Genomic DNA, 20,925 nt, shown 5'->3' with positions numbered 1-20,925 from the left:
GCAGTGCATTCAAAAGCTTCATCGCGGAAATAGAACAGAAAGTTTCTCGCAGGGTCAGACCTGGCCGCCATTATGGTCCAAGGTGTCTCGTCCTGACCTTCCTTAAAGTCGCCATCCACCTCGTAAAACTCTCCCCAAGCTGGCGCCACTTTGCTGAATCTGCACTTCCCACCGAACCACCCGTGATCATTGATCGACGTGAAACGAAATCGCTGACAACCAACAAACCGGATATACAGGTGCCCTCGTGCCAGATGCGATGGGTTCAACCACTCATTTGGGCAAAACCGTAGCCGGAGATCACAACCTGCTTTTGCAGCCGCAGGCATCGGCGCATTCGGATCCGCGTTCCAACCTTCGTTCAATTTCGTGAAATGTGTTTCCATTGGGCAATCACATCCTGAACACGCCGAAACGTGTCTCATCAATCGGAGCGTTTAGAGCGGCGCTCAATGACAATGCCAAGACATCGCGCGATTTGCGTGGGTCGATGATGCCATCATCCCATAACCGAGCAGAGGCATAGAGCGGATGAGACTGCTCCTCGAACATATCCAAAGTCGGGCGTTTGAATACGGCCTCCTCCTCAGCCGACCATGTCCCGCCCTGCCGCTCGATCCCGTCGCGTTTGACAGTGGCCAGAACGCCTGCCGCCTGCTCTCCGCCCATCACGGAAATCCGTGAATTCGGCCAGGTCCACAGGAACCGAGGCTGATAGGCGCGACCAGCCATGCCATAGTTTCCGGCCCCGAATGAGCCTCCGACAAGCATCGTGATCTTCGGCACCGAGGTTGTCGCCACCGCCGTCACCATCTTGGCCCCATGCCGCGCGATGCCTTCGTTCTCGTATTTGCGTCCGACCATAAAGCCGGTGATATTCTGCAGGAACACCAGCGGGATGCGACGCTGAGAACATAGCTCAACAAAATGCGCGCCCTTCTGCGCGGCCTCGGAAAACAGCACGCCATTATTGGCGATGATCCCGACGGGGCAGCCTTTGACATGGGCAAAGCCAGTTACCAGTGTCTCGCCAAAGCGCGGCTTGAATTCATCGAACCGAGAGCCATCGACCAGACGCGCGATCACCTCGCGGATATCATAGGGCGTGCGCAGGTCAGCCGGAACAACGCCGAGGATTTCCTCGGGGTCATAGGCCGGGTCTTCGGGGCTGGCCCAATCGACCGTCTGTGGTTTGCGCAGGTTCAGCGAGCCAACAGCCCGACGCGCCAAAGCCAGCGCGTGTGCATCATCCTCAGCCAGGTAATCCGCCACACCGGACAGGCGCGTGTGGACATCGCCGCCGCCCAGATCTTCGGAACTCACGACCTCGCCGGTCGCCGCTTTCACCAGAGGCGGCCCGGCCAGAAAGATCGTACCTTGTTCTTTCACAATGATGGTCACGTCCGACATTGCGGGCACATAGGCCCCACCCGCTGTACAGGAGCCCATCACTACAGCGATCTGAGCAATCCCCTTCGCGCTCATACGCGCTTGGTTATAGAAGATACGGCCAAAGTGGTCGCGGTCAGGGAAGACCTCATCCTGATTGGGCAGGTTCGCACCCCCGCTATCCACCAGATAGATACAGGGCAGATGGTTCTCTTCGGCAATCTCCTGCGCGCGGAGGTGTTTTTTGACGGTCATTGGATAGTATGTGCCGCCCTTCACGGTGGCATCGTTGCACACCACCATGACCTCGCGCCCCTGTACTCTGCCAATGCCAGCGATCACCCCGGCACAAGGCGCGGCATCGCCATACATTCCATGAGCCGCCGTCGCGCCGATCTCCAGAAACGGAGACCCCGGATCGAGCAGGTTCGCCACCCTGCGTCTGGGAAGCATCTTGCCCCGAGAGACGTGCCGCGCACGAGATTTCTCGCCACCGCCCATTCGAGCGGCTTCTGCGGCAGTTGAAATTTGCGCCAACGCTTCGAGATGGGCGGAGCGGTTTGCATTGAAGCCCTCAGAGGCGGGCATGGCTTTGGACGTTAGTTTCATTTGGCTACCTCATCGGCTAGTCTCTGCAGGTGCCGCCACTCCACCCAACGTCCTGCATTCAAATACATCTTGCACCACGTATCCGAGGGAATTTCTTCTCTAGGAGATGCATCGCAAACATCGAACTCTCCTTGGACTAACCGGAGGTACTTGCGTTCATAGTTTCGAGCTACCCAGCCGGTCCCTCCAATGCTTTCCGGCAAATTGGATTCCATCTCTTTCCAGATTCCACCGACATGTTCAGAAAGCTCTACCAAACATTGAACTCGATCTTCTTCAACGCGTCCGATTGTGCAGTATTCGACTGCAGTGCTCACACAATTGGTGTCCATCGTCATACCGTTCTCGGGTTGACTAAAAAGTGCACACCCGTTGAACCATTTCAAAACACTAATCGGTTTGTCCGTACTTTCTGCATGCGCAGGGCAAACGCTAGACAAAACTAAGGAAAGTGCGCAGGCCAAGTTTTTCATAGTGGGACCTCCCCAGCAGCCTGCGCCTTCAATTCCTTGCGGATCACCTTCCCCGTCACCGTCATCGGCAACTCGTCCAGAAACGCCACCTCGCGCGGATAGGAATACTGCGCCAGACGGTCCTTGACCCAGTCCTGCAACTCCGGCCCTGAGGCCTCAGCCCCCGGTTTTAACACCACATAGGCCTTGACGATCTCGGTCCGCAGCGGGTCGGGCTTGCCGACCACGCCGACCGTTGCCACAGCCGGGTGCGTCAGCAGGCAATCCTCAATTTCGGCCGGGCCGATGCGGTATCCGGCTGAGGTAATCACGTCATCATCGCGGCCCACGAAGCGTAGATAGTCGCCTTCCCACACGCCTCGGTCCCCAGTGATCAACCAGTCGCCCCGGAATTTCTCAGCCGTTGCCTCAGACCGGTTCCAGTATTCCAGTAGCATTGAAGCCGAGCCGCGTCGGATGGCCACATCACCCTCGTCCCTCGTGGGCGTGCCGTCCTCATCAATCACCGCAACCTCATGGCCCGGAACCGGCTTACCGATACAGCCGGGACACACCGGGAAATCCTCGGCACAGGACGAAACGACCATGTTGCACTCGGTCTGGCCGTAAAACTCGTTGATCGTCAGGCCAAACGCCTGTTGCCCCCACGCCAGCATCTCAGCGCCCAGAGGTTCCCCCCCTGATGCGACTGAACGCAGGCCGGGAATGTTCTGATCCGCCGCTTTCAACATTCGCAGCGCGGTCGGCGGGAAGAACACGTTGCGCACGCCGCCACGCGTGATCACATCGGCGCAGTCGTCGGGGGTGAATCTATCCAGCCGTGAGGCAACCACGGGGATGCCCAGCGCCAGGCCCGGCATCAGGACATCGAACAGCCCTCCGATCCAGGCCCAATCCGCCGGGGTCCAGAGGCAATCCCCCGCGCGCAAGTGGTTATGGCTGATCGAAACGCCGGGCAGATGGCCGGTCAGCACGCGGTGCCCGTGCAGAGCACCCTTAGGGCTGCCGGTTGTACCCGAAGTATAGATCAGCACGGCGGCGTCTTCGGGGCCGGTATCCGCAAAGGGCAGCTCTGGGCCGGGATGGGCAACCTCAGCGGCGATCATAGGCTCGGCCAGATCACCCAGCAGCCGGGCGCCCTCGGCATCCGTCAGAACGATCCCTGCCCCGGCATCCGCCACGCGGGAGCGCAGCGCGTCTTGTTTGAACAGCTTGAATAGAGGCACCGAAATCGCACCGATCTTCCAGATCGCCAGATGCGCTGCCGCACACCACGGAGACTGGCTGAGCAAAACACCAACCCGGTCACCGGTCTGGACCTTGGGCGAGAGCGCCCGCGCAAGCCCATCGGCCATCTCGTGCAGCTGACCATAAGTTACAGGCCTCTCCTCGCCCTCGGTCAGATCGACCAAGGCGACCTGTTCGGGCGGATGGTTCAGACACTGGCGCGCCATGTTCAGCCGATCGGGGACATCCCAGTCACCCGCCGAGCGCAAACCTGGTATGCGCAGATCGCCTGACATCAAAATTTTCCTTTATTTTCGGGGCCTGCAGTTATGTCACACTTGCCGGGTGCGCTCACGCAAATTTGACTCAGATCAGAGAGCGCAGGCAGCACCCGTGCAAAACAGCGGTCATCAACTGAACCAAAGGCAGAACAATGACCAATAAACTCGCCGCTTTGACCCTCTCCACCGCGCTGGTCGCGCTGGCTGGCCCCGCACTCGCCCAATCGCAAGGTGACTGGACCGTTGGTTTCGGTGTCGGCTACCTGGACCCTAAATCTGACAACGGAACGCTGGCCGGATTTGACGCGGAGGTCGACGACGACACCCGTCCGATCTTTACCGTCGAATACTTCATCCGAGACAACCTGGGTATCGAATTGCTGGCCTCCACGCCGTTCGAACACGATATCACCTTGGGTGGCAGCACCGACGCCGGCAGCACCAAGCACCTGCCCCCCACCTTGTCGCTGAACTACCACTTCCCGACCAACAGTGCGTGGAAGCCCTATGTCGGCGCAGGCCTCAACTACACTATCTTCTTTGAAGAAAGCTCTCCGCTTGGCGACCTGGAACTGGACAACTCGTTCGGTCTGTCGCTTCAGGCTGGTTTGGATTATCAGATCACTGAACAAGGCGCTGTCCGTTTGAACGTGCGTTGGTTCGATATCGACTCGGACGTCAAACTGAACGGTGCCGATATCGGTACCGCGGAAATCGATCCTTGGCTGGTCGGCGTATCCTACGTCCATCGCTTCTGATCCTTTGATCGAAACGCCCCGCAGTTCCCTCAGCTGCGGGGCGACCTCTTACCCCAACATTTCGCCCATCAATTCGCGACCGATCAGCATGCGGCGGATTTCGCTGGTCCCGGCCCCGATCTCCATCAGCTTGGCATCCCGGAAGATCCGGCTGACCGGAGCGTCCGACAAGAACCCCGCCCCTCCCATCGCTTGAACGGCCTGATGCGCCTGCGTCATCGCCGCCTCAGAGGCATAGAGGCAGCACGCCGCCGCGTCCTGACGGGTCACATCCCCACGGTCGCACGCCTTGGCTACCTCATAAACGTAAGCACGGGCCGAGTTCATCGCGGTGTACATATCCGCGATCTTGCCCTGCATCAGTTGGAACATGCCGATGGGTTTGCCGAACTGCTTGCGCTCGGCCAGATAGGGCATGATTTCATCCAGACAGGCGGCCATGATGCCGGTTCCGATCCCGGCCAGCACAACACGTTCATAGTCGAGCCCGGACATCAGAACGGCAACACCCTTGCCCTCTTCGCCCAGAACATTCTCAAACGGTACTTCTACCTCTTCAAAGATCAGTTCTGCGGTGTTGGACCCACGCATCCCAAGCTTGTCGAAATGGGGTGAGGTCGAGAATCCCGTCATCTCTTTCTCGATCAGAAACGCGGTGATCCCTTTCGATCCCGCATCCGGGTCGGTCTTGGCATAGACGACCAGAGTATCCGCATCCGGCCCATTGGTGATCCAATACTTGTTCCCGTTCAGGCGGTAGTGATCATTTCGCTTCTCAGCGCGCAGCTTCATCGAAACCACATCCGATCCTGCCGAGGGTTCGGACATCGCCAACGCGCCCACATGCTCACCCGAGATCAGGCGCGGAAGGTATTTCTGTTTTTGCTCTTCTGTACCGTTCAGCTTGATTTGGTTAACGCAGAGGTTCGAATGCGCGCCATAGGACAGCGAAACCGAGGCAGAGGCTCGCGCGATTTCCTCAATCGCGATCGTGTGCGCCAAATAGGACATACCAGCGCCACCATATTCCTCAGGCACGGTCACGCCCAGAAGGCCCAGCGCGCCCATCTCGGTCCAAAGCTCATTAGGGAACGCGTTCGACGCATCGACCTCAGCCGCCATTGGCTTGACCCGCTCCTGCGCCCAGCGATGCACCATTTCGCGCAGCGCATTCACGTCCTCGCCCAGATCGAATTGCATACTCGCCATGAACATTGACGCTCTCCTCTCAGCATTAATGAACAAGTGTTCAATAACTGGATACCAGCGAATCTGCGGCGGGTCAATCATTCCGGACGCCCCGCTTCCAACACGCAAAACGCCGCCCGAACCGGGGCGGCGTTTCCCAAAAAAAGATCAAGCGTGCGCTGCAGGCGCACTCAATTGGATCACGATTGGTAGACGGCTCCGACCTCGGCCCTGATGATGCGAGCGATCAGCTGGCAGTCTTCCAGCGAAAAGGTCAGGGGCACGCGCATATCCATGATCCCCGCCAGAACCCGGTCCGAGGCAGGCATCCGTTCACTCTCGGCATAGCGCCAACTGTCATAGCGTGAGGTAAACCCGGTGGGCTCGGCACCGCCGAACCATTTCAGCTCTACTCCGCGGCTGGCGCAGCGGCTGATCACCTCGGCGACCCGCTCAGGCAGCCAGTCAAGCAGCAGGAACTGGATCGAGGACCCCACATAGGTCTCTGCCTCGGGACGCTCGACCATTGTCAGGCCGGGCGTTCCCCGCAGACCGTCTTCAATGACCTGATACCGTTCGTTCCAACGACCAACCTGCCGATCCAAATCACGTAACTGAGGACGCAAAATCGCAGCGCGCAAGTTATCCATACGGCCCGAAACGTTCGGCGTGGTGTACTTGATCCGCTCAAACACCTCTGGCCCAGGCGCAGCCAGATGCCGTTCATAGAGCATATAGGACCCTGACAGCATCGTGGCTTTGGCGGCAAGTTCCTCATCATCGGTAACCAGCAGACCACCCTCGCCCGAGTTCACATGCTTGTAGGTCTGGCACGAATAACACCCGATAGCCCCTTGCCGCCCCGAAAGCTGCCCGCGCCACGCGGCCCCCATCGTATGGGCGCAATCCTCGATCACGACAACTCCCGCGGCATCGCAGAGCTGCATCAACCGGTCCATGTCGCAAAGATGGCCACGCATATGGCTGAGCATCAGAACCCGCGCTTGATCCAGCTTGGCCTCCAGATCCTCCAGATCAATGGTCAGGTTTTCGGTCACACCGACAAAAACCGGTTTGGCCCCGACCGAAGCAATCGCCCCTGGCACAGGGGCCAGTGTGAACGCGTTGGTCAAAACCGGTGCGCCGGGCTGCACACCCACGGCCCGCAAGGCAGTCGCCAAAGCATAGCCACCCGACGACACGGCAAGACAATATTTTGCCCCCGTCTGTGCCGCGAATTCCTGCTCCATGAGCGCGGTCTCGCCCAACTCGCCAGGCACGACGTTGTAGCGATGCAGACGCCCGTGTCGCAGAACGGCCAGAGCGGCCTCGACCGCCTCGTCCGGGATGGGTTCTTGCTGAGTGAAGCTGCCGGTGAATGTTTCTGTCATGGCCTAGTTCTGGGGCTCCATCCGGTCCGGGTCAAGGGATCAAGCCGCCGCACCGATCAAGTCGGCCACAAGATCGGGGAGATCGTTGAAATGATGCAGCAAGGCTTCAGGCTCCAAAGCAGCCATATCGTCGCCTGAGGGACCGAACGTGACCAGAACTGAAGGTACCCCGGCCGCTTTCGCGGTATTGCGGTCGGTATCAGAATCCCCGATCAGAACGCACAGGTCCGGACGCCCACCTGCACGCCGCGCGGCCTCGCGCAGCGGCTCGGGGTCAGGTTTACGCACCGCTAGAGTGTCCGCGCCGACCAAGGAGGCGAAGTGATCCAGCACACCCATCTGGCTGAGCAATTGATGCGCCAGACGCTCTGGCTTGTTGGTGCAAATCCCAACGCCATAGCCTGCGGTTTTCAGGGCCTCGACCGCCTCCAAAGCGCCGGGGTAGAACTGCGTGTGGGTGTCGATATCCTGCGCGTAGGCTTCAAGCAAAACCGGATAAAACGCATCGACCGTGCCTGCATCATAGGCCCCGACGCGTTTCAAGCCGTGCGTCAACATCATCCGCCCGCCACGTAAGGCGACGCCCGCATCTTGCCCGTGAACCAGAACATCCCCATGCCCCATCACGCGAAAACAATGGTTTGCAGCGGCCAGCAAATCGCCCGAAGTATCCGCCAAAGTCCCGTCCAGATCGAAGATGACCGTGCGCATTGCGCCTCCTTGCTCGGCAGGTTTCCGCCATGTCCTGTTGCAATCGGCAATCTTGTTTGATGGCCGAACGGCTTGCGCCTTTGCCCTCAGCGGATAAAACGGACGGCAACAAAACACAAAGAGAAAACGATTTCATGACCACCGCCCTTGTCATCCTTGCCGCCGGGAAAGGCACCAGGATGAATTCGGACATCCCCAAAGTCCTGCACCCGATCGCTCAGGTTCCGATGCTGGTTCACGCCATGCGCGCCGGTTCGGTGCTGTCGCCTGAGCGCACCGTGATCGTTACAGGCCACGGGGCCGAGGCCGTCGCCAAGGTCGCGCGGGCCGAGGATGAGGCCGCACAGATCGCCGTGCAAGAGGAGCAACTGGGCACCGCCCATGCCGTCGCGCAGGCCCGCGACGCGCTGGTGGGGTTCGATGGCGATGTTGTGGTCCTTTATGGCGACACGCCCTTCCTTCAACCCGACACACTCGAGCGGATGATTGAAGCCCGCGTTCAGAATGATTTGGTGATCCTGGGTTTTGAGGCCGCCGACCCGGCCCGTTATGGCCGCCTCGTGATGAATGGCGACACGTTGGAGCGGATCGTCGAGTTCAAGGACGCCTCGGACGAAGAACGCGCGATCACCTTCTGCAATTCCGGCCTGCTGGCCTGCAACGCGGCGACGCTGATGTCCCTGATTGACGCGGTCGGCAACGACAACGCTTCGGGCGAATACTACTTGACGGATGTGGTCGAAATAGCCCGCTCCCGCGATCTGAGCGTGACAGCGGTTGCCTGTGACGAGGCGCAGACGCTGGGCGTGAACTCGCGTGCGGATCTGGCCGCAGCGGATGCGGTGTTTCAGACGCAGGCACGGGCCGAACTGTTATATTTGGGCGTCACACTGATGGCCCCGGACACCGTCTATCTTGCCGCCGATACGGTGATCGGACGCGACACGGTGATCGAACCAAATGTGGTCTTCGGCCCCGGCGTGACGGTCGAAAGCGGTACAACGATCCGGGCGTTTTCGCATCTCGAAGGCTGCCATGTCAGCCGAGGAGCCATCATTGGCCCCTATGCCCGCTTACGCCCCGGCGCGGAACTGGCTGAAAACGCGCGCATCGGCAATTTCGTCGAGATCAAGAATGCCGAGATCGCCGAAGGCGCAAAGGTCAATCACCTGAGCTATATCGGGGATGCCTCGGTCGGGGCAGGTTCGAATATCGGTGCGGGCACGATCACCTGCAACTATGACGGCGTGATGAAACACAAGACCACGATTGGTGAGGGTGTCTTTATTGGTTCCAACACAATGCTGGTGGCCCCCGTCACCGTGGGCGATGGCGCGATGACCGCGACGGGTACGGTCGTGACCAAAGACGTGGACGCCGAGGCACTGGCCGTCGCGCGCGCCAAGCAGGAGAACAAGCCCGGCTATGCGCGCAAATTGTTTGATATGTTAAAGGCGAAAAAGGCTCGCCGCGATAAAGAGGCCTGAGTTTATGTGCGGAATTGTAGGTGTATTGGGACAGCATGAGGCTGCCCCCATTTTGGTCGAAGCCCTGAAACGGCTGGAATATCGCGGCTATGACAGCGCCGGGATTGCGACCATCAACGATGGCGCTTTGGGGCGCCGACGTGCTGTCGGCAAGTTGGTGAACCTGAGCGACCTTCTGGTCCACGATCCCCTGCCCGGCAAATCTGGGATTGGGCACACCCGCTGGGCGACGCACGGCGCGCCCTCGGTAACCAACGCGCATCCACACAAAGCTGGGCCCGTCGCCGTCGTCCACAACGGCATCGTCGAAAACTACCGCGAGCTGCGCGCCGAACTGGCCGAACACGGCGTGGATTTCGTGACCGAGACCGACACCGAAACCGTGGCCCTGATGGCCGCACATTACCTGAATACCGGTCTGTCCCCTGTTGAAGCGGCCTTCAAGACCATCGACCAGCTGGAAGGTGCATTTGCGTTGGCCTTTCTGTTCGACGGTCAAGACGACCTGATCGTGGCCGCGCGCAAGGGTTCTCCGCTGGCGATCGGCCATGGAGAAGGAGAGATGTATGTGGGGTCGGACGCGATTGCTCTGGCTCCGCTGACCAACAAGATCACCTATCTTGAGGAAGGCGACCGCGCTGTCCTGACCCGCACCTCGCTGGAAATTCGCACCGAAGCCGGTGAACTGGCCAATCGCGAAATGCGTAAGATCAAGCTGGATACGGCCCGCGCCGACAAGGGCGAACACAAGCACTTCATGGCCAAGGAAATCGCCGAGCAACCGGTGGTCGTGGCGGAGGCGATCCGCTCGTACCTGCCCACCGGCGGAGACCGCGTGGTTCTACCCGAGACCGATCTGGATTTCACCAAGCTGGATCGCCTGACCATGGTCGCCTGCGGCACGGCCTTCTATGCCTGCCTGACAGCAAAATACTGGTTCGAGCAGCTGGCGAAAATGCCGGTTGAGGTCGATATCGCCAGCGAGTTCCGCTATCGCGAACCACCCATTACCGACCGTACCATGGCGCTGTTCGTCAGCCAGTCGGGCGAAACCGCCGATACATTGGCCGCGCTGCGCTATTGCGAGGGCAAGGCGGACAAGATTGTGTCGGTCATCAATGTCCCCGAAAGCTCGATTGCGCGGGAAAGCGATATCGCCCTGCCCATCCACGCAGGGGTCGAGATCGGCGTTGCCTCGACCAAGGCCTTCACCTGCCAGCTGAGCGTGCTGCTGATGCTTGCGCTGAAAGCTGCAGCAGACCGTGGAACCCTGAGCGACGAGGAGCTGGCCGATCACGCCGCCGCTCTGCGCGGCTTGCCCTCGGTCCTGAACGCCGCTTTGGATCAGAACCGCGCCATCCGCAAATCCGCCCAGCGCCTGTCCGAGGCGCGCGACGTGCTGTTCCTCGGCCGTGGCCTGATGTATCCGCTTGCGATGGAAGGCGCGCTGAAACTCAAGGAAATCAGCTATATTCACGCCGAAGGCTACGCGTCGGGCGAGTTGAAACACGGCCCCATCGCGCTGATCGACAAACACATGCCCGTGGTGGTCATGGCCCCGCGCGACGCCGTTTTCGACAAGACCGTATCGAATATGCAAGAGGTCATGGCCCGCAAGGGCAAAGTGATACTCGTGTCGGACGATGACGGCATCGTTGAGGCTGGCGATGATGTCTGGAGCACGATCCGCATGCCCCATATCCACACGAACCTAACCCCGATCCTCTACTCGGTTCCGGCGCAGTTGCTAGCCTATCACACAGCTGTCGCCAAGGGGACGGATGTGGACCAGCCGCGTAACCTCGCGAAATCTGTGACTGTGGAGTAAGGCATGGCCAAGCAATTCCCCCATCTGGACGATGCGCATCAGAAATTCATCAACGAGCAGCACATGTTTTTCGTGGGCAGCGCTGGGGTTGAGGGGCGGGTCAATATCTCACCCAAGGGCATGGATTCACTGCGTGTTCTGGGGCCAAACCGGATTGCTTGGATGAACCTGACCGGCAGCGGTAATGAGACCGCCGGACATTTGCTTGACGTCAACCGGATGACCCTGATGTGGTGTTCCTTCACCACCCGCCCGCTGATCCTGCGCACCTATGGCACCGCGAAGACCCTACATGCAGTGGATGACGGCTGGGACGAACTGGCAGGTCACTTCCCCAACCACCGCAGCGCGCGGCAGATCTATGACCTCAGCATTGATCTGGTGCAGACCTCGTGCGGCTATACGGTCCCGTTCATGGAGTTCCAGTCGGATCGCGACACGATGCAAAAATGGGTCGACGGCAAATCAGACGACGATATCCGCGCCTATTGGGTCGAGAAGAACCAGCAGACGATTGACGGCAAACCCACCGGCGTTCCGGTCTAGACCATGCTTGCCCCCTATCTAGATCAGATCAAGGCGCATGCCGATGCCGAGCGCGCGGAACAGGTCGCAGCCTATCATAAGGCCGAGCGCCCCTATCTGGGCGTTGCGGTCCCGGTTCTCAACGATCTGACCAAAGCCTGGCGCAAGGAATTGTCAGTTGCTGAGCGCGTCACCCTCGCGGATGCGCTCTGGCAGACCAACATTCACGAGGCGCGCGTCGCAGCCTCGAAACTGCTGACACAAGCGCGGATTCGCCCAGATGAGGATGTCTGGGCATTGTTGCAAAGCTGGGTGCCCGATTTCGACGCATGGGCCATCGCCGACCACGCCTGTACCGCCATCCAGAAACGCCTGAGTTTCGATCCCGCGCGGCTGGATCAGGTCGAAACATGGACGGGATCAGACCACATGTGGACCCGCCGTGCTGCTCTGGTCTCGACCCTGCCTTGGACCAAACAGAACCACCCCAAACCAGAAGATCTGGCGAGCCGAGATCGAATCCTCGGGTGGGCCGCGGGCTATGTGCCCGATCGGAACTGGTTCATTCAGAAATCCATTGCGTGGTGGCTACGGGAACTCTCCAAACATGATCCCAACCGGGTCGTGGCTTTTCTGGAAACGCATGGCGACGCGATGAAACCCTTTGCCCGGCGTGAGGCCGGAAAATACCTGAAAAGCTAGTTCGCGTAGACCTCGACTTCGACCAACTGATCGAACGGCACCAGCAACGCCCGCATGGCATCCAGTGACAAACGGCTGCCACCCGTCTCGGGCCCCGAGGCCGGAACCAGTGTGATGTAAGCCTGCGCCCCAGTTTTCGGCACAACCACCCGCGCGGTCACCTCGGAATCGACCAAGGGCGTCTGCATCCAGCGGCCCGGAGTCGACGGATCGCCCAACCCGGCAATAGTGGTCTTAGCGCCGGTCCAATTCGCCGTCGCAGTTGCAGGCTGGATATAGGCTGAGCTTTCCGCCTCAGCAGGTGCGGTCTCTACAGCAGCAGGCGTTACCTCCGCCGCAGCCTCATCGCGCCCTAACAAACGATCCGTCGTCGAACGCACGGTATCGCACCCGACCAGCAAAACGCAGGATATCACAAGCAGTTCTCTCATACTCCGAACCTACTACCGCTCAGGCAGCTGTACCAGACCAAAGCACAGTTCACTCTTGTCGTGGGCCTGTTCCAGCTTTACCTATACCGCATGACTGCTCCGCTTATTGATCCTTTCGCCCGTGCCATCACGTATCTGCGCGTCTCGGTAACCGACCGCTGCGACTTTCGCTGCGTCTACTGCATGTCCGAGAACATGACCTTTCTGCCCAAGAAAGACCTGCTGACGCTGGAAGAGCTGGACCGCATGTGTTCCACCTTCGTGAATATGGGTGTTGAGAAACTGCGCATCACCGGGGGTGAGCCGCTCGTGCGTCGCAATATCATGACGTTCTTCAACTCCATGACCCGTCATCTGGAAAGCGGCGCGCTGAAAGAGCTGACGCTGACAACCAATGGCTCACAGCTTGCGCGTTTTGCCGATGATCTCTACGCGGCGGGTGTGCGGCGGGTGAATATCTCGCTGGACACGCTGGATGAGGACAAATTCGCAGCCGTTACGCGCTGGGGGCGTCTGAAACAGGTTCTGAATGGGATTGATGCCGCGCAAAAGGCGGGCCTGCGGGTCAAGATCAACGCTGTGGCTCTGAAGGGCTTCAACGAACCTGAATTGCCCCAGATCACCGAATGGTGCGCCGAACGCGACATGGACCTGACCTGGATTGAGGTCATGCCGATGGGCGACATCGGCAACGAGGACAGGCTGGATCAATACTGGTCGCTCAAGGATGTGCGCAAAGAATACGAAAACCACTACAGCGTGGTCGATCTGGCCGAACGCTCCGGAGGGCCTGCGCGTTATGTCCGGCTTGAGGAAACTGGCCAGAAGATCGGCTTTATCACCCCACTTTCCCATAATTTCTGCGAAAGCTGCAACCGCGTGCGACTTACCTGCACCGGTGAGCTTTACATGTGCCTGGGTCAGGAGGACATGGCCGACCTGCGCGCCCCGCTGCGCGATCACCCGGACACGGAAAAACCCTTGGAAGAGGCGATCCGCGCTGCGATCAACCTCAAGCCCAAAGGCCATGATTTCGACTATTCCCGTCAGGCCGTCGATGGCCAGATGAGCCGCCACATGAGCCACACAGGCGGCTGACATGCCTGGCTCTGACGTTCGCCCGACGCTGCTGTACAAGCTGTACTGCGGCGTCGCCTCTCTCGTGCAGCCTTTGGCCTGGCGGACCGTGCGCAAAAAGCTGCAGGCGGCCGAAGTCTCGAACCAGCGCCAGAAGGAACGGCTGGGTTATGCCAGCCTTGACCGTCCCGCAGGACAATTGATCTGGTTTCACGCAGCCAGCGTCGGCGAAAGCCTCTCGGTGCTCAGCCTGATCCACCGGCTTGGCGAGCGCCTGCCACAAGCCGAGTTCCTGATCACCTCCGGCACGCCCACCTCAGCCGCGCTGATTGCCGAGCGACTGCCCCCTCGCACCCGACATCAGTATCCACCCTTGGACAGCGCCGGACCTGTGCAGCGGTTTCTGGACCACTGGGAACCCGATGCTGCGATTTTCGTAGAAAGTGAAGTCTGGCCCCGCATGATCGTCGAGACAGCTGGACGCGGCACGCCTTTGTGTCTCCTGAACGCACGCTTATCCGACAAGTCCGTGGCAGGGTGGCAAAAGCGCCCAGAAACTGCGCGCTTCATTCTGGACCGCTTCGCGCTATTTCTGACGCAGAACGACAAAACGGCCAAGAACCTGATCGCCATCGGAGCGGACCCACAGCGCGTCCAACCCGGCACCAACCTCAAGGCAATGTCCGACCCTCTGCCGGTGGATCACAACACGCTGGCAGATGTCCAAGGCCAGATCGGAGCTCGCCCCGTCTGGATCGCCAGCTCGACTCATGCAGGCGAAGAGGAAACCGTTCTGGCCGCCCACAATGCATTGCTAAAGCATTACCCAGACTTGCTGTTGCTGCTAATACCGCGACACCCGGAACGGCGCGAGGAGGTCGCGACCCTCCTGACCAAAGCCAAACTCACATCGGCCTTCCGAACCAAAAGCGACCCGATCACCGATGAGACTCAGGTCTACGTGGCCGATACCCTAGGCGAAACCGGCACATGGTACGCGCTTTGCCCGATTGTCTTTCTCGGCGGGTCCTTGAAAGAGATCGGCGGCCATAACCCGTTCGAACCCGCCCAAGCCGGGGCTGCCGTCATAACCGGTCCAGGCTACTTCAACTTCGCCGAAACCTTCGCACCCTTGATCGAAACCGGCGGGGCCGTTCAGGTCAAAACTGCAGAAGATCTGGAGAAAGCCGTCAACAACTGGCTGTCCAACGACGCGGCCCTGACCCAAGCCCGCGCGGCTGCCCGCACCTGCGTCACAACCCAAAAAGACGCGCTGCAAAACGTGATCAAAACGCTCTGCACCACACTCAGCCTAGAGCCGAAGGATCCTTCTTCATCTGGCTGAAAATATCCCGGGGGTGTGGGGGGAGAGACCCCCCCCCCCCCCCCCGGCAACAGGCATCCCCTGTTCTCCCACCTCGGCCCACCAACTGCACCCGGCAGGGATGGCCTCATCGTTGAAATTGTATTCGGGGTGATGAACCATGGCCGTATCGCCGTTGCCCACCAGAATATAAGCTCCAGGACGCTCTTCCAGCATAAAAGCAAAATCCTCGCCGCCCATGACCAGAGGGGCCTCTTCGCAAGCACCAGACACCGATCGTGCGACGTCAGCCGCAAACTCGGTCTGCTCGTCGCTGTTCACCATGACCGGATAGCCTCGAATATAGGTGACGTCCGCTGTGCCACCAAAGGTCGCCGCTACGCCGTTGCAGATCTCGTTGATCCGCTTCTCGGCCAGATCACGCATCTCCTTGCTCATGGTGCGCACCGTGCCTTTGATCTGAACTGATTGCGGGATCACGTTGAAGGCCTTCGACGAGGTCTCGAACGAGGTCACCGACACAACCACTTGATCAACCGGATCTGCATTGCGCGAGGCGATCGTCTGCAGCGCCAGAACCGCCTGCGCCGTCATCACGGTGGTATCGACCGTCTCCTGCGGTTTCGCCGCATGACCGCCGCGCCCTTCAAACGTGATGTCGAACTGGTCCGTGGCAGCGAAGAACGACCCCGGACGGATCGAGAAGCTGCCAACCGGTTTGCCCGGCCAGTTGTGCATCCCGTAGACCTCCTGAATGTTCCAGCGGTCCATCATGCCGTCTTCACACATCTCGCGACCTCCGCCGCCGCCTTCTTCGGCGGGCTGGAAGATCACGACAACGGTGCCATCGAAATTGCGGGTTTCCGACAGGTACTTCGCCGCACCCAGCAGCATCGCTGTATGACCATCGTGCCCACAGGCATGCATCGCGCCCGGCGTTTTCGAAGCATAGTCCAGCCCCGTCGCCTCGAGGATCGGCAGAGCGTCCATATCCGCGCGCAGACCAATCACCTTGCCTTTGCTGTCCGACTTGCCTTTGATCACACCGACAACGCCGGTGCGGCCAATACCGGTGACAACCTCATCGCAGCCGAACTCCGTCAGCTTTTCGGCGACCAGAGCGCTAGTGCGGTGGGTTTCAAACAGGATTTCAGGGTTTTCGTGCAGGTCACGTCGCCACGTTGTGATCTCGTCCTGCAGTTCCGCAAAGCGGTTTTTGACTGGCATATCTTGTCTCTCCTAAATCATCCGGCCGGCATCCGGCGTTCGACCATCTCAGCGAACCAGCTACAACCAGCGGGTATGGCGTCATCATCGAAATTGTATTCTGGGTGGTGACACATCGCAGTGTCTCCGTTCCCTAGAAAGATGTAGGCTCCGGGCCGTTCTTCAAGCATGTAAGCGAAATCTTCCGACGGCATGATCGGGTCGGTACCATCGTTCACCTTTCCAGCCACAGCTGCAGCGGCCTCAGCGGCATAGCCGGTCTCGGCCTCGGAATTCACCGTCACCGGATAGCCTGGGGTCCATTCTACTATAGCGGACGCGTCAAAAGCCGAGGCCGTATCTTCGGCAATCCGGCGAACACGCTGTTCCGCGACCGCGCGGTACTCGGGGTCAAGCGTTCGCACCGTGCCTTTCAGACGGACCGTATGCGCAATGACGTTTGAGGCCACGCTGTCCGTCTCGAACGTACCCACCGTCAGAACAACTCGTTTGATCGGATCGACAGTACGGGCCACAACGGATTGCAAAGACACAACAATATGCGATGCGACAAGCGTTGTATCCACCGCCTCATGCGGGGCGGCCGCGTGGCCACCCTTGCCGGTGACTGTAATTTCGAACTCATCCGACGAGGCCAGCAGGGCTCCGGGCCGGATCGCAAACTCACCAACCGGCAGGCCGGGCATGTTGTGCATGCCGTAGACTTCCTGAATGCCCCAGCGCTCCATCAACCCGTCCTGACACATGGCGAGACCTCCGGCGCCGCCCTCCTCGGCCGGTTGAAAGATCAGCACGGCGGTGCCATCGAAATTCCGCGTCTCGGCCAGGTACTGCGCAGCCCCAAGCAGCATCGAGGTGTGCCCGTCATGCCCACAAGCATGCATCTTACCCGGAACGGTCGAAGCATAGTCCAAACCCGTTGCCTCTTCGATCGGCAGGGCGTCCATATCTGCCCGCAATCCGATCACCCGACCCTTGTTATCCGAGCGGCCCTTGATCACGGCGACGACACCTGTCTTGCCGACGCCCTCGGTGATTTCATCAACACCGAAGGCCTTCAACCGTTCCACAACAAAGGCGGCGGTCTCGTGAACGTCATACATCAGTTCGGGATGCGCATGCAGATGTCGGCGCCACTTGGTAATCTCTGCCTGCATTTCGGCCAGTCTGTTTTTCACCGGCATTTTGGACCTCCTCGGGATCAGGTGGACAGTTTTTCGACCAACCGCTGCATGAACGCATGGCCTGCTTCGAACTGCGCGACTGAGATGAACTCGTTCGGTTGATGCGCCTGCGCAATGTCCCCTGGGCCGCAAATGACGGCAGAATAGCCTGCTTCCTGAAACTGCCCCGCCTCGGTGCCATAGCTTACCACATGGCTGGCATTATCGCCGGTCAGGGCGCGTACCAGAGCTTCGGCCTCACCATCCTGTTCGGGGACCAGACCGGGGATCGAGAAATTCTCCGAGATTTCGATCCGCGTTTCGGGGTGAACCGCCTGCATCCGCGCTTCAACCGCGCGCACCTGTTCGAAATAGGCGTCGCGCCACGCGGCTTTGCTTTCATCCGGAACGGTGCGGAAATCCAGCATGAAGTGGCAATCTTTGGCGGTGATATTATGCGCAGTGCCGCCTTCGATCATGCCCACATGCACCGTGGTCCAGGGCGGATCGAACACCGCAGCGGTTTCGCTGGGCGTGGCCGCCTGATTGCGGGTGTTCTGTTCATTCGCCCAATTGATCAGCGGCGCGGCCTCCATGATGGCATTCACGCCTGTGTGCATGATCGAGCTATGAACCTCGAACCCGACCATATGCGTGTCATAGCCGAAACCGCCCTTGTGGCCGGTGACGGCCTGCATTGTCGAAGGCTCGCCCACGATTACGGCCGAGCCTTTGGGCAGAACTTTGTTCATCGCCTCGATCATTGGCGGAGCGCCCGTGCACCCGACCTCTTCATCGAAGCTCAACGCTAGTTGCAAAGGACGTTTCAGACTGGCATTGCGCGCCTCGACCAGTGCCCAAATCGCGAGCGCATCAAAGCCCTTCATGTCGCAGGTGCCGCGTCCGTAATACTTGCCGTCCTTCTCGGTGACAGTGAACGGATCCGTGTCCCAGGGCTGTCCGTCCACCGGAACCACATCCGTATGACCCGAGAGGACAACGCCGCCCTCTTCCCAAGGGCCGACATGGGCAAAGATCGCCGCCTTGTGCGGCTGATCCGGGTCCGGCCAGCGATGGGCCTCGATACCGTGTTCGTTCAGGTAACCTTCGACCCAGTCCACCAACGGCAAGTTTGTGTCACGGCTTACAGTCGGGAATGAGATCAGTTTGGTCATGATCTCAAGCGGCGTCAGACGCTGTGGCATATGTGTTAGTACCCGCTATCCGTAGTCAGGATGAAATGGCCCGGCTCAACCTCTTTGTAGTTAGACGGTTCTGGCGCGTATCCGATTGGATGAATGGGTGACGGGATCGGCTTGAAATTCAAGTCTTTTTCCGATTTCCGTTTGTTCGGGTCCGCGATTGGAACCGCCTTCATCAGCGCCTGCGTATACGGGTGCTGCGGGTTCTCGAACACCCGCGCGCGCGGTCCAAGTTCAACAATCCGGCCCAGATACATCACGCCCACATGGTGGCTGACCCGCTCCACTACGGCCATATCGTGACTGATGAACAAGTAAGACAGGCTCAGCTCGGATTGCAGTTCCATCATCAGGTTCAACACCTGCGCCTGCACCGACACGTCCAGCGCCGAGACCGCCTCATCCGCGATAATCAGTTTCGGGTTCAACGCCAAGGCGCGGGCGATTGCGATACGCTGACGCTGACCGCCGGACATCTCATGCGGGAAACGGCGCATGAAGCTACGCGGCAGTTGCACCTTATCGAACAGCTGCGCCACGCGATCCTGCAGTTCCGACCCCGAAGCCACGCCGTAGTTGCGCATGGGTTCGGCCACTTGGTCGATCAACTGCATCTGCGGATTGAGAGAGGCAAACGGGTCCTGAAAGATCATCTGCATATCCAGCCGCGCCTTGCGTAGACCGGATTGGTCCAGCTTCATGATATCGACGCCGTCCAGATTGACCTCACCCGCCATCGGCTCGACCAATCGCAGGATCGAGCGCCCGGCCGAGGACTTGCCACATCCCGATTCGCCCACAAGGCTGAGTGTCTGCCCTTTGTTCAGCGTGAACGAGACATCTTCGACCGCGTGAACATTCGAGATTGTCCGGCGCAGCAAACCGCCTTTGACTGGGAAACGCGTGGTCAGGTTCTTGACCGTCAGCAACGTCTCTTCGGTGCCGGGAATCGGAGCGATGTTCTGCCCTTCAACACCCAGAAGTTTCATCGGTTCGGGCGCGGCCTTCCCCTGCATCTCACCCAGTTTCGGTACCGCAGCCAGCAGCGCCTTAGTGTAGTCATGCTGCGGATTTTCGAAAATTTCGGTGACCGGGCCCTCTTCGACCTTGTTGCCACGGAACATGACCACAACGCGGTCGGCCATCTGTGCCACCACGGCCATGTCATGGGTGATGAACATAACCGCAGTGCCCGTTTCGCGTTTCAAACGGTCCATGAGAGCCAGAATCTCAGCCTGAATGGTCACGTCCAATGCGGTCGTCGGTTCGTCCGCGATCAGCAGGCGCGGCTCGCACGCCATCGCCATTGCGATCACCACGCGCTGGCGCATGCCCCCTGAAAGCTCGTGCGGGTACTGCTTCAACCGGCGCTCGGGTTCGGGGATTCGCACTTGGCGCAGCAGCTCCAAAGCCCGCTCTTCGGCCTGCGCCTTGGACATGTCCTTGTGAATGCGCAGCCCTTCGGTCAGTTGCCGACCAACGGTGAAAACTGGGTTCAGCGCGGTCATCGGCTCCTGAAAGATCATTCCGATCTCATTGCCGCGAATCTGTTTCATCAGATCCTGATCGGCATCAGCCAGGTCCATCTCAGCCCCGTCGCGGCGGTCAAACAGCAGCTCGCCACCGGCGATTTCGCCTCCGCCGAACTCGACAAGACGCATCAGAGACAGCGATGAAACCGACTTGCCCGAGCCCGATTCGCCAACAATACAAACCGTTTCGCCCGGATTTACCTCGAACGAGACGTCCTCAACGCCCACGACCGGGCCGTCTTTCGTCTGAAACTCCACCCTCAGTTTTTTGATCTGGGCAATTGGTTGATCCAGCACGCGCGCGCTCCCTTTTGGGTCGTTTTGTTTTTATGGATGCCGAACGCTAAGGCGGCGAGCCAGGAAAAGTCAAACGCAATGCACGATTTCGTGACGGCAAGGC

General features: G+C 59.6%; 18 protein-coding genes. 7 read left to right on the top strand and 11 right to left on the bottom strand.

The window, feature by feature from the left end:
• Positions 1-393: 393 nt before the first annotated feature.
• From ACXAH8_RS05825 to ACXAH8_RS05815, 3 genes are read right to left on the bottom strand one after another with little or no spacing between them, the layout of a single operon-like run.
• The gene (locus tag ACXAH8_RS05825; RefSeq protein ID WP_475216786.1) at positions 394-1,998 is read right to left on the bottom strand and encodes a carboxyl transferase domain-containing protein; all 1,605 of its coding nucleotides are present in this window, start codon (positions 1,996-1,998) and stop codon (positions 394-396) included.
• On the bottom strand, positions 1,995-2,471 hold the full coding sequence (locus tag ACXAH8_RS05820; RefSeq protein WP_475216784.1) for a hypothetical protein: 477 nt from the start codon (positions 2,469-2,471) through the stop codon (positions 1,995-1,997). The genes ACXAH8_RS05825 and ACXAH8_RS05820 overlap by 4 nt, the downstream gene beginning before the upstream one ends.
• Positions 2,468-3,994: an AMP-binding protein gene (locus tag ACXAH8_RS05815; protein ID WP_475216782.1), complete on the bottom strand. Its 1,527-nt coding sequence runs from the start codon at positions 3,992-3,994 to the stop codon at positions 2,468-2,470. The genes ACXAH8_RS05820 and ACXAH8_RS05815 overlap by 4 nt, the downstream gene beginning before the upstream one ends.
• A 137-nt stretch (positions 3,995-4,131) precedes the next feature.
• Here ACXAH8_RS05815 and ACXAH8_RS05810 point away from each other — a divergent pair, with 137 nt between their 5' ends.
• A complete protein-coding gene (locus tag ACXAH8_RS05810; RefSeq protein ID WP_170375109.1) occupies positions 4,132-4,737 on the top strand; it encodes an OmpW/AlkL family protein in 606 nt (201 codons plus the stop codon).
• Between the two features lie 48 nt (positions 4,738-4,785).
• On the opposite strand, the gene ACXAH8_RS05805 is transcribed toward ACXAH8_RS05810, so the two are convergent.
• The 3 genes from ACXAH8_RS05805 to ACXAH8_RS05795 all read right to left on the bottom strand — a co-directional run bounded on the left by ACXAH8_RS05805 (position 4,786) and on the right by ACXAH8_RS05795 (position 8,027).
• Entirely contained in the window at positions 4,786-5,952 is a 1,167-nt protein-coding gene (locus ACXAH8_RS05805; RefSeq protein ID WP_475216779.1) for an isovaleryl-CoA dehydrogenase, read from the bottom strand.
• Between the two features lie 173 nt (positions 5,953-6,125).
• Complete coding sequence (locus ACXAH8_RS05800) at positions 6,126-7,316, bottom strand: DegT/DnrJ/EryC1/StrS family aminotransferase (RefSeq protein ID WP_475216778.1); 1,191 nt, start codon at positions 7,314-7,316, stop codon at positions 6,126-6,128.
• Between the two features lie 39 nt (positions 7,317-7,355).
• The gene (locus ACXAH8_RS05795) at positions 7,356-8,027 is read right to left on the bottom strand and encodes an HAD-IA family hydrolase (RefSeq protein WP_475216777.1); all 672 of its coding nucleotides are present in this window, start codon (positions 8,025-8,027) and stop codon (positions 7,356-7,358) included.
• Between the two features lie 134 nt (positions 8,028-8,161).
• Between ACXAH8_RS05795 and glmU the strand changes: the two genes are divergently transcribed.
• From glmU to ACXAH8_RS05775, 4 genes are read left to right on the top strand one after another with little or no spacing between them, the layout of a single operon-like run.
• Entirely contained in the window at positions 8,162-9,514 is a 1,353-nt protein-coding gene (glmU, locus tag ACXAH8_RS05790; protein ID WP_475216776.1) for a bifunctional UDP-N-acetylglucosamine diphosphorylase/glucosamine-1-phosphate N-acetyltransferase GlmU, read from the top strand.
• Positions 9,515-9,518: 4 nt separating this feature from the next.
• A complete protein-coding gene (gene glmS, locus ACXAH8_RS05785; protein ID WP_475216774.1) occupies positions 9,519-11,342 on the top strand; it encodes a glutamine--fructose-6-phosphate transaminase (isomerizing) in 1,824 nt (607 codons plus the stop codon).
• A 3-nt stretch (positions 11,343-11,345) separates the two neighbouring features.
• A complete protein-coding gene (locus ACXAH8_RS05780; RefSeq protein WP_475216773.1) occupies positions 11,346-11,888 on the top strand; it encodes a pyridoxamine 5'-phosphate oxidase family protein in 543 nt (180 codons plus the stop codon).
• A 3-nt stretch (positions 11,889-11,891) separates the two neighbouring features.
• Positions 11,892-12,569: a DNA alkylation repair protein gene (locus tag ACXAH8_RS05775; protein ID WP_475216771.1), complete on the top strand. Its 678-nt coding sequence runs from the start codon at positions 11,892-11,894 to the stop codon at positions 12,567-12,569.
• Here the strand turns inward: ACXAH8_RS05775 and ACXAH8_RS05770 are convergent.
• Positions 12,566-13,000 (bottom strand): hypothetical protein, encoded by a 435-nt coding sequence (locus tag ACXAH8_RS05770; RefSeq protein WP_425085001.1) that lies wholly within the window; start codon positions 12,998-13,000, stop codon positions 12,566-12,568. The genes ACXAH8_RS05775 and ACXAH8_RS05770 overlap by 4 nt on opposite strands.
• A 90-nt stretch (positions 13,001-13,090) precedes the next feature.
• Between ACXAH8_RS05770 and moaA the strand changes: the two genes are divergently transcribed.
• Together moaA and ACXAH8_RS05760 are read left to right on the top strand one after the other, a co-directional pair.
• Entirely contained in the window at positions 13,091-14,098 is a 1,008-nt protein-coding gene (gene moaA, locus ACXAH8_RS05765; RefSeq protein ID WP_475216769.1) for a GTP 3',8-cyclase MoaA, read from the top strand.
• A gap of 1 nt (position 14,099) precedes the next feature.
• Positions 14,100-15,422: a 3-deoxy-D-manno-octulosonic acid transferase gene (locus tag ACXAH8_RS05760; RefSeq protein ID WP_475216767.1), complete on the top strand. Its 1,323-nt coding sequence runs from the start codon at positions 14,100-14,102 to the stop codon at positions 15,420-15,422.
• On the opposite strand, the gene ACXAH8_RS05755 is transcribed toward ACXAH8_RS05760, so the two are convergent.
• Genes ACXAH8_RS05755 through ACXAH8_RS05740 form a run of 4 tightly spaced genes read right to left on the bottom strand, consistent with a single transcriptional unit; the run spans position 15,411 to position 20,822 of the window.
• Entirely contained in the window at positions 15,411-16,628 is a 1,218-nt protein-coding gene (locus ACXAH8_RS05755) for a M20 aminoacylase family protein (protein ID WP_475216765.1), read from the bottom strand. The two genes, ACXAH8_RS05760 and ACXAH8_RS05755, sit on opposite strands and share 12 nt — an antisense overlap.
• 17 nt (positions 16,629-16,645) lie before the next feature.
• Positions 16,646-17,812 carry a M20 aminoacylase family protein gene (locus ACXAH8_RS05750; RefSeq protein WP_475216763.1) on the bottom strand — a complete coding sequence of 389 codons (1,167 nt, stop codon included), beginning with the start codon at positions 17,810-17,812 and terminating at the stop codon, positions 16,646-16,648.
• A 17-nt stretch (positions 17,813-17,829) separates the two neighbouring features.
• Positions 17,830-18,996 (bottom strand): acetylornithine deacetylase, encoded by a 1,167-nt coding sequence (argE, locus tag ACXAH8_RS05745; protein ID WP_475216761.1) that lies wholly within the window; start codon positions 18,994-18,996, stop codon positions 17,830-17,832.
• 5 nt (positions 18,997-19,001) lie between these two features.
• Positions 19,002-20,822 carry an ABC transporter ATP-binding protein gene (locus ACXAH8_RS05740; protein WP_475216759.1) on the bottom strand — a complete coding sequence of 607 codons (1,821 nt, stop codon included), beginning with the start codon at positions 20,820-20,822 and terminating at the stop codon, positions 19,002-19,004.
• Between the last annotated feature and the right edge of the window lie 103 nt (positions 20,823-20,925).

This window comes from Ruegeria sp. ABV3_008 (assembly GCF_056161185.1).
This window is presented reverse-complemented; position numbering and strand designations above follow the sequence as displayed.